This window comes from Pedococcus bigeumensis (assembly GCF_006438965.1).
GTDB lineage: Bacteria > Actinomycetota > Actinomycetes > Actinomycetales > Dermatophilaceae > Pedococcus > Pedococcus bigeumensis_A.
In genome coordinates, this window is sequence record NZ_RCZM01000003.1 from 347,338 (window position 1) to 362,983 (window position 15,646).

General features: G+C 68.7%; 17 protein-coding genes. 8 read left to right on the plus strand and 9 right to left on the minus strand.

What is annotated here, in order from left to right; all coding sequences use genetic code 11:
• Positions 1-62: 62 nt before the first annotated feature.
• The 8 genes from EAH86_RS10020 to rpmH all read right to left on the minus strand — a co-directional run bounded on the left by EAH86_RS10020 (position 63) and on the right by rpmH (position 6,207).
• Positions 63-1,238: a ParB/RepB/Spo0J family partition protein gene (locus EAH86_RS10020; RefSeq protein WP_140739953.1), complete on the minus strand. Its 1,176-nt coding sequence runs from the start codon at positions 1,236-1,238 to the stop codon at positions 63-65.
• Positions 1,239-1,249: 11 nt separating this feature from the next.
• Positions 1,250-2,530: a ParA family protein gene (locus EAH86_RS10025; protein WP_277752329.1), complete on the minus strand. Its 1,281-nt coding sequence runs from the start codon at positions 2,528-2,530 to the stop codon at positions 1,250-1,252.
• Between the two features lie 197 nt (positions 2,531-2,727).
• Positions 2,728-3,504, minus strand: a complete 777-nt coding sequence (rsmG, locus tag EAH86_RS10030; RefSeq protein WP_140739956.1) for a 16S rRNA (guanine(527)-N(7))-methyltransferase RsmG — start codon at positions 3,502-3,504, stop codon at positions 2,728-2,730.
• Between the two features lie 40 nt (positions 3,505-3,544).
• Positions 3,545-4,249, minus strand: coding sequence for a protein jag (locus EAH86_RS10035; RefSeq protein WP_170212791.1), 705 nt, complete (start codon positions 4,247-4,249; stop codon positions 3,545-3,547).
• A gap of 11 nt (positions 4,250-4,260) precedes the next feature.
• Positions 4,261-5,283 (minus strand): membrane protein insertase YidC, encoded by a 1,023-nt coding sequence (gene yidC, locus EAH86_RS10040; protein WP_140739959.1) that lies wholly within the window; start codon positions 5,281-5,283, stop codon positions 4,261-4,263.
• A gap of 102 nt (positions 5,284-5,385) precedes the next feature.
• Positions 5,386-5,694, minus strand: coding sequence for a membrane protein insertion efficiency factor YidD (gene yidD / locus EAH86_RS10045; protein WP_140739962.1), 309 nt, complete (start codon positions 5,692-5,694; stop codon positions 5,386-5,388).
• A complete protein-coding gene (gene rnpA / locus EAH86_RS10050) occupies positions 5,691-6,131 on the minus strand; it encodes a ribonuclease P protein component (RefSeq protein ID WP_338325241.1) in 441 nt (146 codons plus the stop codon). Before rnpA ends, yidD begins: the two co-directional genes overlap by 4 nt.
• Entirely contained in the window at positions 6,070-6,207 is a 138-nt protein-coding gene (rpmH, locus tag EAH86_RS10055) for a 50S ribosomal protein L34 (protein WP_140739978.1), read from the minus strand. The genes rnpA and rpmH overlap by 62 nt, the downstream gene beginning before the upstream one ends.
• Before the next feature lie 488 nt (positions 6,208-6,695).
• Between rpmH and dnaA the strand changes: the two genes are divergently transcribed.
• From dnaA to EAH86_RS10090, 7 genes are all read left to right on the plus strand, one after another.
• Positions 6,696-8,168, plus strand: coding sequence for a chromosomal replication initiator protein DnaA (dnaA, locus tag EAH86_RS10060; RefSeq protein ID WP_140739981.1), 1,473 nt, complete (start codon positions 6,696-6,698; stop codon positions 8,166-8,168).
• Positions 8,169-8,827: 659 nt separating this feature from the next.
• Positions 8,828-9,961, plus strand: coding sequence for a DNA polymerase III subunit beta (gene dnaN, locus EAH86_RS10065; protein ID WP_140739984.1), 1,134 nt, complete (start codon positions 8,828-8,830; stop codon positions 9,959-9,961).
• 97 nt (positions 9,962-10,058) lie between these two features.
• Entirely contained in the window at positions 10,059-11,141 is a 1,083-nt protein-coding gene (gnd, locus tag EAH86_RS10070; RefSeq protein WP_140739987.1) for a phosphogluconate dehydrogenase (NAD(+)-dependent, decarboxylating), read from the plus strand.
• 6 nt (positions 11,142-11,147) lie between these two features.
• Positions 11,148-12,350 carry a DNA replication/repair protein RecF gene (recF, locus tag EAH86_RS10075; RefSeq protein WP_140739991.1) on the plus strand — a complete coding sequence of 401 codons (1,203 nt, stop codon included), beginning with the start codon at positions 11,148-11,150 and terminating at the stop codon, positions 12,348-12,350.
• Complete coding sequence (locus EAH86_RS10080; protein WP_241668309.1) at positions 12,343-12,957, plus strand: DUF721 domain-containing protein; 615 nt, start codon at positions 12,343-12,345, stop codon at positions 12,955-12,957. The genes recF and EAH86_RS10080 overlap by 8 nt, the downstream gene beginning before the upstream one ends.
• Positions 12,958-12,990: 33 nt before the next feature.
• On the plus strand, positions 12,991-13,443 hold the full coding sequence (locus EAH86_RS10085; RefSeq protein WP_140739994.1) for an acyl-CoA thioesterase: 453 nt from the start codon (positions 12,991-12,993) through the stop codon (positions 13,441-13,443).
• A 13-nt stretch (positions 13,444-13,456) separates the two neighbouring features.
• Positions 13,457-14,578 carry a zinc-binding dehydrogenase gene (locus tag EAH86_RS10090; protein WP_140739997.1) on the plus strand — a complete coding sequence of 374 codons (1,122 nt, stop codon included), beginning with the start codon at positions 13,457-13,459 and terminating at the stop codon, positions 14,576-14,578.
• 29 nt (positions 14,579-14,607) lie between these two features.
• Here the strand turns inward: EAH86_RS10090 and EAH86_RS10095 are convergent, their stop codons facing one another.
• Positions 14,608-15,264: a Crp/Fnr family transcriptional regulator gene (locus tag EAH86_RS10095; protein WP_140740000.1), complete on the minus strand. Its 657-nt coding sequence runs from the start codon at positions 15,262-15,264 to the stop codon at positions 14,608-14,610.
• Between the two features lie 162 nt (positions 15,265-15,426).
• Between EAH86_RS10095 and EAH86_RS10100 the strand changes: the two genes are divergently transcribed.
• Positions 15,427-15,627 carry a hypothetical protein gene (locus EAH86_RS10100; RefSeq protein ID WP_140740003.1) on the plus strand — a complete coding sequence of 67 codons (201 nt, stop codon included), beginning with the start codon at positions 15,427-15,429 and terminating at the stop codon, positions 15,625-15,627.
• The last annotated feature ends 19 nt before the right edge of the window (positions 15,628-15,646 follow it).

A 15,646-nucleotide genomic window follows, 5' to 3' on the forward strand; every position in this document is an offset into this window, starting at 1 on the left:
GAAGACGGACAGGGTGCAACCTGTCCTCAGTCAAGCAACCTGTGCGGAGTCGCCTGTTGAACTCAGGTGCGGCGGTCGAGGCCGAGCATGTCGACGATCCGGTTGAGGTCCTCGACCGAGGCGAACTCGACCGTGAGCTTGCCCTTGCGCTGACCCAGCGCGATGTTGACCCGGGTGTCGAACCGGTCCGACAACCGTGCGGCCAGGTCGTCGAGCTGGGGGTGCCGGTTGCCGGCGCGCGGACGGCGGGGCTTGGCGACGTCGTCCGGACCGCCAACCGCGACGATCTCCTCGACGTTGCGGACGCTGAGACCCTCGGCCACGATCCGCTGGGCGACCCGCTCCATGGCAGCACCGTCCGGCAGGGACAGGAGGGCGCGCGCGTGACCGGCCGAGAGCACCCCGGCGGCCACCCGCCGCGCGACGAGCGGCGGCAGCTTCAGCAGCCGCAGCGTGTTGGAGATCTGCGGCCGCGAGCGGCCGATCCGGGCCGCGAGCTCGTCGTGGGTGCAGCCGAAGTCCTCGAGCAGCTGCTGGTATGCCGCGGCCTCCTCGAGCGCGTTCAGCTCGCTGCGGTGCAGGTTCTCCAGGAGGGCGTCGCGCAGGAGGTCGTCGTCGTCGGTCTCCTTGACGATGGCCGGGACGGTGGCCTTCCCGGCCTCCTGGGAGGCGCGCCACCGGCGCTCCCCCATGATCAGCTCGTAGAGCACGCCTTCGGGGGCGTTGCCGAGCTGGTCAGGGCCCTGACCTGCAGGAATGGGGCGAATGACGATCGGCTGGAGCACGCCGATCTCGCTGATGGAGTGCACCAGCTCGGCCATGTCGTCCTCGTCGAACACCGAACGGGGCTGGCGGGGGTTGGGTCGGATCTGCTCGACGGGGATCTCGCCGTAGGAGACCCCGGGCACCGGCGCCAGGCCGTGCGGGTTGTCCGTCGACGTCGAGGCCGCTGAGCTGTTCTGGCCACTCTGGGCGTCGCCTGCTCTCCCGGCTTCGCCCTCCGTGCTGGTCGCCGAGACGTCCTCGCGACGGTCGGTCTCCTCGATCGTGGCCGTCGCGGTGCCGCCACCGGCGTCTCCGGCGTTGTCGCGCTCGGCCGGCGACGCACCGGCATACGCGGTCGCACCGGGGCGCTGGTCCGGGAAGAAGACGTCCACGGGGCGGCCGTTGGGGGAGGTCGGGGCGTTGGGGATCAGGGCTCCCAGTCCTCGGCCGAGGGCGCGACGCTTCTCGCTCATGGTGTCTTCTCTCAGTTCTGCGTGGACGCGGTCGGGTGGACGGCGGTGGCGGCGCCACGGTCGGCAAGCTCGGCTGCGGCCCCGAGGTAGGAGAGGGCGCCGCTGGAGTTGGGGTCGTAGGTCATCACGGTCTGGCCGTGGCTGGGCGCCTCGGAGATCCGGACCGAGCGCGGGACGGTGTTGCGCAGCACCTGCTCCGGGAAGTGGTTGCGCACCTCGTCGGCGACCTGGGCGGACAACCGGGTCCGACCGTCATACATGGTCAGCAGGATGGTCGACACGTGCAACGTCGGGTTCAGGTGGTTGCGGATCAGCTCGATGTTCTTGAGCAGCTGCGACAGGCCCTCCAGCGCGTAGTACTCGCACTGGATGGGGATGAAGACCTCCTGCGCCGCGACAAAGGCATTCACCGTCAGCAGGCCCAGGCTCGGCGGGCAGTCGATCAGGATGTAGTCGGGCACCGGCTGGTCGCTGGTGGGTGCCTGCTCGAGGTAGGCCGCGATGGCCTTCTGGAGGCGGGTCTCGCGGGCGACCAGTGAGACCAGCTCGATCTCGGCGCCGGCCAGGTCGATGGTGGCGGGGGCACACCACAGTCCGGGGATGTCCGGGCACTCCGCGACGACATCCGCCATGGGGGTGCTTTCGACGAGCACGTCGTAGATGCTCAGCACCTCGGCGTGGTGGTCGATGCCGAGGGCGGTGCTGGCGTTGCCCTGGGGGTCGATGTCGATGACCAGCACGGTCAGCCCAGCCTGGGCGAGGGCGGCCGCCACGTTGACGGTGGTCGTGGTCTTGCCGACGCCGCCCTTCTGGTTGGCCACCGTGAGGACGCGGGTCGCGAGCGGCTTCGGGAAGACCCGGCCAGTGAGGGCGATCCGCTTGCGTGCGTCGGCCGCGACCGCTTGAGCCAGGGGGGTGTCCCGGTCGGCGATCGGTAACGAGGAGGCCAGCTCGGCCCGCTCGTCGGTTTCACGTGAAACAACAGCTGCCAGCGCATCCTCCGCCGCGGCAGCCGTCCCCAGCTGGGTGTCGCTCGCGGCGGCCTCGGACGGGGCTTCCATGGGTGTGATCTCAGCCTCCGACGACTGGGTTGTTTCACGTGAAACGGTGGTGGCGGATTCGGTCACGACGATGTGGCTGCCGTCCGGCACGACGACGTCATCATCGGCCCGGTCGGTGACCACTGCCGCGTCGGTGACCACAGTCGCGTCATTGACCTCGACGGCCTCGGGGACCGGCTTCTCTTCGGTGACGGGCCTCGTCGCGGGCTCTGTTTCACGTGAAACAGACACGTCCTGCGCTGCCCCGTCAGGCCCGGGCCACCCGAGCGCGCTGCTGGCACGTCCCTGGCGTTCTGGCCATCCGAGTCCTCTGGTCACTTGCAGCGTTGCTGAGCTCACGCAGTCACCTCGTTGGCCATGGACATCATCCAACCCTACGTCGCGCCGGTGTCACAACGCGGGAGGCGGCGCCCCGTCACGACGGGTCGTCAGGACCGGTTCTTGGCCCGTCGCTTCGCCGCTCGAGACAGCGGACGGGCTCCCACCGTGAGCTGCAGCGTCGTGGTAGCCACGGGGAGCAGCTCGGCACCGTACGTCACGACGCGCGAGGCGGTCATGCCGAGCTTGCGTAGCACCTTCTCCTCGGCCGCCAGCTCCTCAGCCGCGGAACCGCCCTTGAGCGCCACGAGCGTGCCGCCGTCCGCAAGGAGAGGGAAGGTCCAGCGAGCGAGCTTGTCGATCCGGGCCACCGCACGGGCCGTGGCAAAGGGCGCAGACAGCACCCCGTCGAACTCTTCCGCTCGCCCGCGGTGGACGGTGCAGTTGTCCAGACCCAGCTCGTCGATGGTGGCCGAGAGCCAGGTGGTCCGTCGGAGCATGGGCTCGACGAGGTGCAGCTGCAGATCGGGTCGAGCGATCGCCATGGCGAGCCCGGGCAGCCCGGCACCGGAGCCCACGTCCACCACCGTTGCCCCGGCGGGGAAGGCCTCGTGCGCGACAGCGCAGTTGAGGATGTGCCGGTCCCAGAGGATCGGCACCTCGCGGGGACCGATCAACCCGTGCGACACCCCCGTGTCAGCCAGGATCGCGGCGAACCGCTCGGCCAGCTCGAGGCGGGGGCCGAAGACCGCCGCCGCTGTCGACGGGGCCACGGGCGCGACGGCCGGACCGTCCGTGCCGTCGGCTGACCCCCCGGACGCCACGACGGGCGCGGTTCCGGTCTCCCCGGTCCCGCGCCCGTCGTCGCTGGGCTCAATGCCCGTCATGCGCGTTGTTTCACGTGAAACAGCGCCATCATGAACTCGATCATGCGGGCAGGACGACGACGAACCGCTTGGGCTCGACACCGTCTGACTCGGACGAGAGACCGGCAGCCAGCACCTCGTCGTGGACGACCTTGCGCTCGAACGCCGTCATCGGGTCGAGCGCGGCCTTCTCGCCCGTTGCCTTGACCTGCTCGATCACGAGGTGGGCCACCTCGACCAGCGTCGACCGACGCTCGGCCCGGTGGCCAGCCACGTCGAGCATCAGGCGGCTGCGCTCACCGGTCGCCGACTGCACGGCGAGCCTGGTCAGCTCCTGCAGGGCCTCGAGCACCTTGCCGTCCTGGCCGACCAGGCGGCGCGGGACCCGGCCCTCGTCGGAGTCGACGATGGAGACCGCCGCACGGTCACCGTCCACATCGACGTCGATGTCGCCATCGAGGTCGGCGATGTCGAGCAGTGTCTCGAGGAAGTCCGCGGCCACCTCACCTTCGCGCTCGAGGTCGGCCACCTTGGCCGCCGGGCGGCGGCGGGGCGCGCCGGCAGCGTCGGTGCCCTCGGCGTCGTCATCCGCGTCATCCGCGTCGTCGACGGAGCCCCCGGCGTCCAGGGCGACGTCAGCCTCAGCGTGCGGAGCCTCGTCAGCGGCGACGGCTGTATCAGTCGTGGCTGCGTCGCTGGACTCGTCAGTGGAACCGTCAGCGGCCTCGGTGATGTCGTCCACGACAGTGTTGTTCTGCTCGGTCATGGTGGTCACTCTCAGTTGTCGGTCTGGGGCTTGGGTTCTTGGGGGGAGCCGGACGCCGGCTTCTTGGCCGGTGTGCCGGCCGGGCCCTTCTTCTTTTTGTTCCGCGACGGCTGCACGCGCTGGCCGCTCGGCTTGGGAGCCTCGGCGTCGTCTGCCTTGTCCAGGCCCTTGACCGTGAACTCCTCCACGGCCTTGCCCTTCTTGCGACGGCGCTCCTGCATGGCCTTCTCGGCCAGCGACCCCGGCGCAGGCATGTTGCGGATCACGTAGAACTGTTGGCACATCGACCACACGTTGGTCGTCAGCCAGTAGAGGAGCACACCGATCGGGAAGTTCACACCGGAGATGGCGAAGAAGATCGGCATCAGGTAGAGCAGCATCTTCTGCTGCTTGGCGAACGGGTTGTCCAGCGCGGAGGCCGGCATGTTCTTCATCATCAGCTGGCGCTGGGTGGTGAACGTGCTGGCTGACATGAGCACGATCAGCAGGACCGTGACGATCTGGACGGTCACACTGTTGGCACCGATGAACTTGTCGGACAGCTGCGCACCGAAGAAGGTGGACGACTCAGCCTCACCGGCCAGCTTTGCCGAGATCGGGCCGATCGGGTCGGTCGTGCCGTCAGCGATCTTCTTGAGGCCGTTGAGCACCCGGAACAGTCCGAAGAAGAACGGGGACTGCAGCAGGATCGGCAGGCACGAGCTGAACGGGTTGGTCCCGGTCCGCTTGTAGAGGTCCATCGTCTCCTGCGTCATGGCCTGACGGGAGTCGGGGTCCTTCTTGTCCTTGTACTTGGCTTGGATCTTCTGCATCTCGGGCTGGATGAGCTGCATCCGCCGCGAGGCGTGGATCTGCCTGACGAACAGTGGGATCATCGCGGCCCGCATCACCACCACGAGTCCGACGATGGACAGCGTCCACGCCACCCCGGAGTCGGAGGGGATGCCAAGGACGTTGGTGAACACCCAGTGCCAGCTGTACAGGATCCACGAGACGATCCACTCGAACGGGTAGACCAGGTTACTGAAACTCATGTCGTCCTCAATCTGGTGGTGATCGGTCGCGGTGACCGTTCACCGGTGGTTCCGGCCGCGCAGTGGGTATGCCGCGTGGCCGGCAGGTCTGGTGCCCTGCCGCTAGGCGGCGTGGGTGGGTGGTGCGGGGGTCTGGCTCGCCGGGTCCGCGGAGGCGTGCTCTGCGGTGACCGGGTCCTTGGCTGGAACGTGGTCGACCCCGCCGGCGGCCCAGGGGTGGCACCTAGCCAACCGCTTGAGCGCCAGCCAGGTTCCCTTGACCGGCCCGAACCGCCGGATGGCGACCAGGGCATAGGTCGAGCAGGAGGGGTAGTAACGGCAGGTCGGGGGCGTCAGCGGCGAGATGAAGCGCTGGTAGAACAGCAGCAGCCCGATGAGGGGCGCCGCCACGACCCGTTTCACCAGCCTCATGCCCGCACCGCTGTCAGCCGTGCGGTCACCTTGGACAACAAGGTGTCCAGCTCGACGCTAAGAAGAGTCGAATTCGCTTGTGCTGCAAAGGGATTGGCGCGGATCACCACGTCAGTGCCACTCGGCAACACGCCAACTCGAGCGGCCATCAACGCCCGGAGGCGTCGCTTGGTCCGGTTGCGGACGACGGCCCCGCCCACGGCTTTGGAGACAACAAAACCGACCCGCGGCGGTTGTCCCGCACGCGCGTCGGCCTGGTTGGCGTGGACCACGATCAGCGTGGAGCCAGCTCGGGCTCCTCCGGGCCCCCGAAAGGTGGCCGCGAAGTCCGAACTCGCACGGAGCCGGTGCCCCGCGGGCAGCACGGGGTCCGCCTCAGGCGGAGAGCTCGGTGCGGCCCTTGGCGCGGCGTGCCGACAAGATGGCGCGACCCGCACGAGTCCGCATGCGCAGACGGAAGCCGTGGGTCTTGGCCCGACGACGGTTGTTCGGCTGGAAAGTACGCTTGCTCACGAGGATCTCCGTTACTGATCAGGCCCGGGTGGCCTGCTGAGTGCATGGGCGGCTGGGGGTCGGCCGCAATCGGAGACCCGCGACGTGGTCCTTGATGGATCCTCGGTAGCTGGCACCGACGATCCAGGGCGTCACGGGCATGCGAAAACGGCCGACAGGCCGGTTCCAAAGGTACGCGAGCGCGGACAGCAGGGTCAAACCAGCGCCGGCCACGCGGCATACTGAGGCATGGTGAGGTGCCAATATCACCCACTCAGGAGCATTTCTCCCCAGACACGCCGGGTGCTGGGCCCTGATTTCCCCGGCACGGGCCATATTTCTGCCGTTTCGGTTGCTCGGCTGCTCCGAGGTTGTTAACGTCCCTCCTCGTCCCATCCCTTGCCCACAGGTTGTGGATAACTATGTGGATAAGGCACAGTGTTGGACTAGGCACTTGACCCTTGCGACAGGGAAGATCCGCCAAGACCGTCGAAAGGGATGTGGGACCGGTGAGTGACACAGATCTGGACTTCACACAGATCTGGCAGAACACCATCGCCACCCTCGACGCCGACGGCCTCCCCGCTCGGGAGCGCGCGTTCCTCACGCTGGCCCGCCTTGCCGGCCTGCTCGACGGAACCGCCCTGGTCAAGGTGCCCAACGAGTACACCAAGGACGTCGTCGAGCAGCGGGTCCGCGACGCGGTGACCCAGGCGCTGTCCTCCCAGCTCGGCGAGCAGGTGCAGCTCGCCGTCACCGTGGACACCTCGCTCGACGAGTCGCACCACACCGAGGACACCACCGGCTACCTGGACGAGCAGCCCTCCATCCAGCTCCAGGGACGGGGTCCCGACCAGCCGCAGCGGGTCGACAACGTCTACGCCCTGACACGGGCTGCCGAGCCGCAGCGCCGTCCGCGCGACGAGGTCCTCAGCGTCACGGACGAGTCGGCGACCCGGCTCAACCCGAAGTACACCTTCGACACCTTCGTGATCGGCGCGAGCAACCGGTTCGCCCATGCAGCTGCCGTCGCGGTGGCCGAGGCGCCGGCCAAGGCCTACAACCCGCTGTTCGTCTACGGCGAGTCCGGCCTGGGCAAGACCCACCTGCTGCACGCGATCGGGCACTACGCACGCAACCTCTACCCGCACGTCAAGGTGCGCTACGTGAACTCCGAGGAGTTCACCAACGACTTCATCAACAGCATCCGCGACGACAAGGCCAGCAACTTCCAGCGGCGCTACCGCGACGTCGACGTGCTCCTGATCGACGACATCCAGTTCCTGCAGGGCAAGGTGCAGACGCAGGAGGAGTTCTTCCACACCTTCAACACCCTGCACAACGCCAACAAGCAGGTCGTCATCACCAGCGACCTGCCGCCCAAGCTGCTCTCCGGGTTCGAGGAACGCATGCGCAGCCGTTTCGAGTGGGGCCTGCTGACCGACGTCCAGCCCCCCGACCTCGAGACCCGCATCGCGATCCTGCGCAAGAAGGCCATCCAGGAACGCATGAGCGCCCCCGACGACGTGCTCGAGTTCATCGCGAGCCGGATCTCGACCAACATCCGCGAGCTCGAGGGCGCCCTGATCCGCGTCACCGCCTTTGCCAGCCTCAACCGGCAGAGCGTCGACATGGGATTGGCCGAGATCGTGCTCAAGGACCTGATCCCGAACGAGCAGGGCTCGCAGATCACCAGCGCGACGATCATGGCCCAGACGGCGGCCTACTTCGGGCTGACCATCGAGGACCTGTGCGGGACGTCCCGCTCGCGCGTCCTGGTGACCGCCCGCCAGATCGCGATGTACCTGTGCCGCGAGCTCACCGACCTCTCGCTGCCCAAGATCGGGCAGCAGTTCGGCGGCCGCGACCACACCACCGTCATGCACGCCGACAAGAAGATCCGCCAGCTGATGGCCGAGCGTCGCGCGATCTACAACCAGGTCACCGAGCTGACCAACCGGATCAAGCAGCAGTCCCGCTGAGGGTCCGCTTCCCACGATCCGAGTTCTCCACAGGGTTGTGCACAGGTGTGCGGGCCTGTTCACCTGCTCGACATGTTCCTCGGGTCCGTGCTCAGCTGAGCACGCGCCGTCGCGTGCAACCGACACAATCCGGGAACCAGCCCCGTGGTCCACACCTGTGGACAACTCTGTGGGTATGTGTTCGGCCCCTACGGCTATCCACCGAACGGATGATTTCCGTCCACCTCCCGTCTGCTCGCCTATCCACCCCTGTGGACAACCGGTGGACAACCCGTGCACGGCCGGCACGCAGCTGGGGACAACCGGGGTATGCCGTGTGGAGACCGTGTGGGCGGCGTCGGCGCCTCCACAGGTCGACCCAGCTTGTCCGCCTGGTTGTCCACGCTGCATCCACACCGGACGCGCCGCGCTGACCTGCACCGATGCCCGTCGTCCACAGGATCCACACCCCCTATGACAACGACTACCCATCTACCCTCAGCATCCAGCCCCGAGTACCAATCCTGCCCCGGCCCACCAGAAATCACAGGAAGAACAGCCAACGAGACGGATTGCCTGATCCGGGTTGGCCGAGTGCACCGTGAGCACTAGGGTCAGTGCGCAATCACATTCTTGAAGTTTTCGGCGGCGGGGCCGCATGCGAAGGGCAGGTAGTCACCGTGAAGTTTCGGGTCGAACGTGAGGTCCTCGCCGACGCCGTGACCTGGGTGGCCCGTGGCCTCCCGGCTCGTCCGCCGGTGCCGGTCCTCGCCGGGGTGCTCATCGAGGCGAACGACGAGGGGACCATCACCCTCTCGGCGTTCGACTACGAGGTCTCCGCCAAGATCACCGTCGCGGCCGAGGTCGCCGAGGGTGGCACGGTCCTCGTCCTCGGCCGGCTGCTGGCCGACATCTCCCGCAACCTGCCCGGCAAGCCCGTCGACATCGCCACCGAGGGCAACAAGGTCTCGGTGGTCTGTGGTTCCTCGCGGTTCAGCCTGATGCAGATGCCGGCCGACGACTACCCGACCCTGCCCACCTCCCCGACCGCGAGCGGCACCATCGCGGGCGACGTCTTCACCCAGGCCGTGGCGCAGGTCGCCATCGCGGCTGACCGCGGCGACACCCTGCCGATCCTCACCGGCGTCCGGGTCGAGATCGACGGCGCGAAGATGACGTTGCTGGCCACCGACCGCTACCGGCTGGCCATGCGCGAGCTCACCTGGAACCCCGAGGCCACTGACGCCAGCCACCTGGCCCTGGTCCCCGCCCGCACCCTGTCCGAGACGGCCAAGGCGCTCGGCGCCTCCGGCTCCATCGAGGTCGCCCTCGGGTCGTCCGCGGGTGGCGACGGTCTGGTCGGCTTCGAGGCCGGCCAGCGTCGGACCACGACCCGCCTGCTCGACGGTGAGTACCCCAAGGTCACCTCGATCTTCCCCACCAGCGTCGACACCGAGGCAGTCCTCAAGACCTCCGACCTCATCGAGGCCGTCAAGCGCGTCGCCCTAGTGGCCGAGCGCAACACCCCCGTGCGGCTGAAGTTCAGCGACGGCCAGGTGACCATCGAGGCCGGCACCGGCGACGACGCCCAGGCGTCCGAGGCCGTTGAGTCCACCCTCACCGGACCCGAGATCGAGATCGCGTTCAACCCCCAGTTCCTGCTCGACGGACTCGGCGCCGTCGGCACCGACTACTCGCGCTTCTCCTTCACCCAGCCGTCGCGCCCCGCGGTGCTGTCCGGCCAGGACGAGCTAGACGGCGAGGCGGACAGCTCCTACCGCTACGTCCTCATGCCTGTTCGCTTCGCGAGCTGAGCACCCCCGGGCGTAGCCTGAGCACGCGCACCACGAGGTATGCCGCGAAGCTGGCTTCGCGGCATACCGCACCACCCACACGAAAGGGCGTCGTCACATGCAGCTCGGTCTGATCGGTCTCGGCAAGATGGGCGGCAACATGCGCGAGCGGATCCGCCGCGCAGGGCACGAAGTAGTGGGTTTCGACCGCGATCCCAAGGTGTCGGACGTCAAGACCCTGGCCGGGCTGGTCAAGGCGCTCCACGCACCGCGCACCGTGTGGGTGATGGTGCCGTCAGGTGCCCCGACCGCCGACACGGTCGCCCAGCTGGCCAAGCTGCTCGACAAGGGCGACACGGTCATCGACGGTGGCAACAGCCGCTTCACCGATGACTTCGAGAACGAGAAGCTCCTCAAGACCAAGGGCATCGGCTACCTCGACTGCGGTGTGAGCGGCGGCATCTGGGGGCTCGAGAACGGCTACGGCCTGATGGTCGGCGGCTCGGCGGCCAACGTCCGCAAGGCAATGCCGATCTTCGACGCGCTGCGCCCCGAGGGCCCGCGTGACGAAGGCTTCGTCCACGCCGGCAAGGTCGGCGCGGGCCACTACGCCAAGATGGTGCACAACGGCATCGAGTACGGCCTGATGGCTGCCTATGCCGAGGGCTACGAGCTGCTCGAGGCCAAGGACATCGTCACCGACGTCCCAGGTGCCTTCAAGGCGTGGACCCGTGGCACCGTCGTGCGCTCCTGGCTGCTCGACCTGCTGGTCGACGCGCTCGAGAAGAACCCGCACCTCGAGGACGTCTCGGGCTACACCGTCGACTCGGGTGAGGGCCGCTGGACCGTCGAGGAGGCGATCGCCAACTCGGTGCCGATGCCGGTCATCTCGGCCTCGCTGTTCTCCCGGTTCGCCTCGCGCCAGCAGGAGTCGCCCACGATGCAGGCCGTTGCCGCGCTGCGTGGTGGCTTCGGTGGGCACCAGGTCATGTCGGTCGCCGAGGGTGAGAAGTTGCGCGCCGAGGGTGCCCCGAAGCACGAGAAGGCCGTGGCGGCGAAGGCGGCCACCAAGGAGAAGCCGACCAAGAGCGCCGCGAAGGCTGCTGCCAAGGGTCGCAAGGCTGCGACGGCGGGTCCGTCCTCCGGCACCGGGTCCACGGGATCAGGGTCGACGCGCAAGCGCGCAGTCAAGAAGGCCTAGGAGCCCGTGTACGTCCGGCACCTCACGGTCGCCGACTTCCGCAGCTATGCCAGCGCCGAGCTCCCGCTCGAACCGGGCGTCACCACGCTGGTCGGCCTGAACGGCCAGGGCAAGACCAACCTTGTCGAGGCCATCGGCTACCTGGCGACCCTGTCCAGCCACCGGGTGTCCACCGACCAGCCGCTGGTGCGGTTCGGTGCCGAGCAGGCGGTGATCCGCGGGGCGGTGATGCGCAACGGGCGCGAGACGATGCTCGAGCTGGAGCTCAACCCCGGCCGGGCCAACCGGGCGAGGCTGGGTCGCTCGCCGGTGTCGCGACCGCGAGACGTGCTGGGCACCCTGCGCACAGTGCTCTTCGCCCCCGAGGACCTCGCCCTCGTCAAGGGCGACCCGTCGGAGCGGCGCCGGTTCCTCGACGACCTGCTCGTCGCCCGCCAGCCCCGCTGGGCCGGGGTGCGCGGCGACTACGACAAGATCCTCAAGCAGCGCAACGCCCTGCTCAAGTCGGCGCAACCGTTGCTGCGCAAGGGATCTCGACGCCGGCCACCCTCGCGCCCCCCCGACGAACCGGTGGACGACGCTCGTGCCACGGCCCTGCACACGCTGGACATCTGGAACGACCATCTCGCCACTGTCGGGTCCCAGCTGCTCTACGCCAGGTTGCGGCTGCTGCGCGACCTGGGTCCCTACCTGTCCAAGGCCTACGACGAGGTGAGCGCCGGTCAGTCCGACGCGCGGGTCTCCTACAAGAGCTCGCTGCGCGAGGCAGCGGCCGCGTCCCTGGCTGCCGGTGAGGTCCCGGAGATCGACGCGCTTCGTGCCGAACTCCTTGCCACGCTTGAGGATTCACGCGAAAAGGAGATCGAGCGCGGCATCTCGCTCGCCGGTCCGCACCGCGACGACCTGGTGCTGTCGCTCGGTGAGCTGCCGGCCAAGGGCTATGCCAGCCACGGTGAGAGCTGGTCGTTCGCGCTGGGGCTCAAGCTCGCGGCCTACCAGCTGCTGCGGCACGACCTGGGCGAGGACCCGGTCCTCATCCTCGACGACGTCTTCGCCGAGCTGGACACCGGCCGCCGCGAGCGGTTGGCGGCCATGGTCGCCGACTGCGAGCAGGTGCTCATTACCGCCGCGGTGGATGCTGATGTGCCGAAAAGCCTTGTGGGACAGACATTTTCAGTCAGCCTTGGGGAGGTGACCTTGCGTGCCTGATGACGGGACACCCGACGGAGGCGATCCCAGCCTCGACCCCAGCCTGGACCTGGGCGCCGAACCCCAGCTGGAGCCGGGCAGCGAACCGGCACCTGGTGTCGAACCCGACCCCTCGGACCTGGTCGACGACGCAGCCGAGGCCGCCCTGTCACGGGCGAGGGCGGCCGCCCGGGAGAAGGGGTTGCGGCCAGGCCTGAAACCCATGCGCCGCAGGCAGATCGGCGTCCAGTCGTCCGGGTCGAAACCCGACCGCCGTGACCCGTTGCTGCTCGGCGACCAGATGGACCGGCTGATGGCAGATCGGGGCTGGAAGGTCGACGTCGCAGTCGGGTCGGTGATGGGACGGTGGCCACAGATCGTCGGGCAGGAGGTCGCCCAGCACTGCATCCCGGTGACCTTCGAGTACGGCGTCCTCACGGTGCGCGCCGACTCGACGGCCTGGGCCACCCAGCTCAAGCTCCTGGAGTCCTCGATCATGGAGAGGCTGGAGGGCGAGGTCGGCAAGGGCACCGTGACCGCGCTCAAGATCGTCGGCCCGAGCGCGCCGTCGTGGTCCAAGGGTTTCCGTCGGTCCAGCGGTCCCGGCCCGCGCGACACCTACGGCTGAGCCCTGCCGGCGACCCATCTCTAGGATCGGGCCATGACGGCCGACGCGGTTGACCCGTGCACCCTGACCCCCGCGCACTTCGACCACGTCGTGCGGGTGACGACCCGCTGGTCGGACAACGACATGTACGGGCACCTCAACAACGCCGTCTACTACGAGCTGTTCGACTCGGCGATCAACGGCTGGCTGATCACCGGTGCCGAGGTCGACGTGATGGCGCTGCCCGAGCTCGGCGTGGTCGCGGAGTCCGGCTGTCGCTTCTTCCGCGAGCTGGAGTACCCACACTCGCTGGACGTCGCGGTCCGGGTGGAGCGCCTGGGCCGCAGCAGCATCACCTATGCGCTGGGCCTGTTCGACGGACGGTCCGATGAGCTCGCCGCCCTGGGCCATTGGGTGCACGTCTACATCGACCGCGACTCGCGGGTCAGCGTGCCGATCCCGTCTTCGGTGCGAGAGCTGCTCGAGTCCGCCGTGGCCGCTCGGTGACGGCTGCACGCTGATGCAGATCAGCGGAGTCGTCCTCGAGGAGGTCGGTCGCGCCTCCCCCTTCGCGCAGAGCCGACCGCTCACCCTCAGCACCCTGGAGCTTGCCCCTCCTGCTGCGGGCGAGGTGCTCGTGCGGATGGAGGCCGCGGGGGTCTGTCACTCCGACCTGTCGGTCGTCGACGGCAACCGCGCGCGTCCGGTCCCGATGTTGCTCGGGCACGAGGCGTCCGGTCGCGTCGAGCTGCTCGGCCCCGGGGTCACCGACCTCGTCGTGGGCCAGCGTGTCGTGATGACATTTCTGCCCCGGTGCGGCGAGTGCGCCGGCTGCGCCACGGGCGGCCGTATGCCGTGTGGTCCCGGTTCGGTGAGCAACGCCGCCGGCGAGCTGCTCGGCGGCGGACGCCGGCTGTCGCGCGACGGCATACCGGTGCACCACCACCTGGGGGTGTCCGCGTTCGCGACGCATGCGGTGGTGGACACCCGGTCCGTGGTGGCTGTCGACGACGACGTGCCTCCAGCCGTGGCAGCGGTGCTCGGGTGTGCGGTGCTCACCGGCGGTGGTGCACTGCTCAACGCGGCGCCGCCGGAGTCCGGGCAGTCGGTCATGGTGGTCGGGCTGGGTGGGGTCGGTATGGCTGCCCTGTTGACCGCCGTCGCCCTCGGAGTCGGTGACGTGGTGGCGGTCGACGGGCTGGAGAGCAAGCGACACCAGGCCCTCGAGCTCGGTGCGACGCGCGCGCTCAAACCCGACGAGCTGGCCGACGCGCTGTCGCGAGGAGACCAGGGTGCTCGCGCCGACGTGGTTGTCGAGGCGGCCGGCAACGCCCGGGCGTTCGAGGCAGCCGTGGCTGCCACTGCTCCCGGAGGTAGGACCGTCACCGTCGGGCTGCCACACCCCGATGCCCGCGCTGCCATCTCACCGCTCTCGCTGGTGGCGGAAGCCCGGACCGTCATCGGCAGCTACCTGGGGTCGGCCGTGCCCGCTCGCGACATCCCCGTGTTCGCCCAGTGGTGGCGTGCGGGCCGACTCCCCGTCGAGGCGCTCGTGTCGTCGACGATCGGGCTCGACGACCTCAACCCTGCGATGGACGAGCTCGCGGCCGGCCGTGCCGTCCGTCAGGTAGTCGAGTTCTGACGTCTCGAGCGCCTTTCGACTGGTCCTGGTCACCGGTCCTTGCGGGTGAGGCCGGCACGATCCACGACCTCGACCTGTCCGCGGCGCAGCTGGACCAGTCCCTCGGTCTCCAGGGCCCGCAGCACCCGGTTGGTCGAGGGACGGGTTGCGCCGGCGAGCTCGGCGATGTCCGTCTGGGTTAGTGGGATGACCACGCGACGGTCGGGCCCGGTCTCGTACTGCTCGCACAGGTCGAGGATCCTGCGCACCACTCGCCGGTCGGTGGGCAGGAAGAGGGCCTCGAGCAGGTGGTCGGACAAGCGCTTCACCCGCGCGGCGAGCAGGGTTGCCAGCAGGGTCTGGATCCCGGGATGCGCCTCACAGAGCTGGGCGAACTCGGCGAAGGTCAGGCTGAGGGTCGTCGTGGGCTCCAGGGCACTCACGGTCGAGCTGCGGCGTCGGGCCGAGGAGACCAGCGCGACGTCGCCGAGCGCGCGCCCGGGGCCGATCACCCGGAAGGCCACCGAGTCACCCATCGGTGAGGTACGCCGGGCCATCACCCGTCCCTCCGCGATGAAGTGCACCGTGTCTGCGGGATCGCCCTCGTGGAAAAGGATCTCGCCGCGCTTGAACTGGCGGCGCCGTGCAGTTGCCAGGACCTGCCGGCGCTCTGCGTCACTCAGGTCGCGAAGCAGCTGCCACTCCATGACTCAGTGCACCACATGCGGCGGGGCGCGCCACCGGTGTTCTCCGTGTGTCACCACGAGCACACCCGCTCCGTTCGCCGGTGCACAGACTGGCGGGCTCCCCGCCGCGACGGTGGAGTGACCACCCGGCACCGCCGGGAAGGACGGACGAAGGAGGCGGTCATGAACACCACGGTCACCAGCAGAAACCGTCGGCACCACCCCGACCTCGCCCACCACCACCCGGTCATCCAGAAGGTGCGAGGCCGGTGGATGTGGTCCTGTGACTGCGGCAGCTCGTCCTGCCGCACCGACCTGACCCAGCTGAACTGGCACCAGGTCGTCGTCGAGGCACTGCGGCACGCCACCACGATCGCTGCCTGAGCTCATGACGCGCTCAGGG

Coding starts and splice junctions, on each gene's coding strand:
- EAH86_RS10020 (WP_140739953.1), bottom strand. CDS start 1,238: ATGAGCGAGAAGCGTCGCGCCCTCGGCCGAGGACTGGGAGCCCTGATC.
- rsmG (WP_140739956.1), bottom strand. CDS start 3,504: ATGACGGGCATTGAGCCCAGCGACGACGGGCGCGGGACCGGGGAGACC.
- EAH86_RS10035 (WP_170212791.1), bottom strand. CDS start 4,249: ATGACCGAGCAGAACAACACTGTCGTGGACGACATCACCGAGGCCGCT.
- yidC (WP_140739959.1), bottom strand. CDS start 5,283: ATGAGTTTCAGTAACCTGGTCTACCCGTTCGAGTGGATCGTCTCGTGG.
- yidD (WP_140739962.1), bottom strand. CDS start 5,694: ATGAGGCTGGTGAAACGGGTCGTGGCGGCGCCCCTCATCGGGCTGCTG.
- gnd (WP_140739987.1), top strand. CDS start 10,059: ATGCAGCTCGGTCTGATCGGTCTCGGCAAGATGGGCGGCAACATGCGC.
- EAH86_RS10085 (WP_140739994.1), top strand. CDS start 12,991: ATGACGGCCGACGCGGTTGACCCGTGCACCCTGACCCCCGCGCACTTC.
- EAH86_RS10090 (WP_140739997.1), top strand. CDS start 13,457: ATGCAGATCAGCGGAGTCGTCCTCGAGGAGGTCGGTCGCGCCTCCCCC.
- EAH86_RS10095 (WP_140740000.1), bottom strand. CDS start 15,264: ATGGAGTGGCAGCTGCTTCGCGACCTGAGTGACGCAGAGCGCCGGCAG.
- EAH86_RS10100 (WP_140740003.1), top strand. CDS start 15,427: ATGAACACCACGGTCACCAGCAGAAACCGTCGGCACCACCCCGACCTC.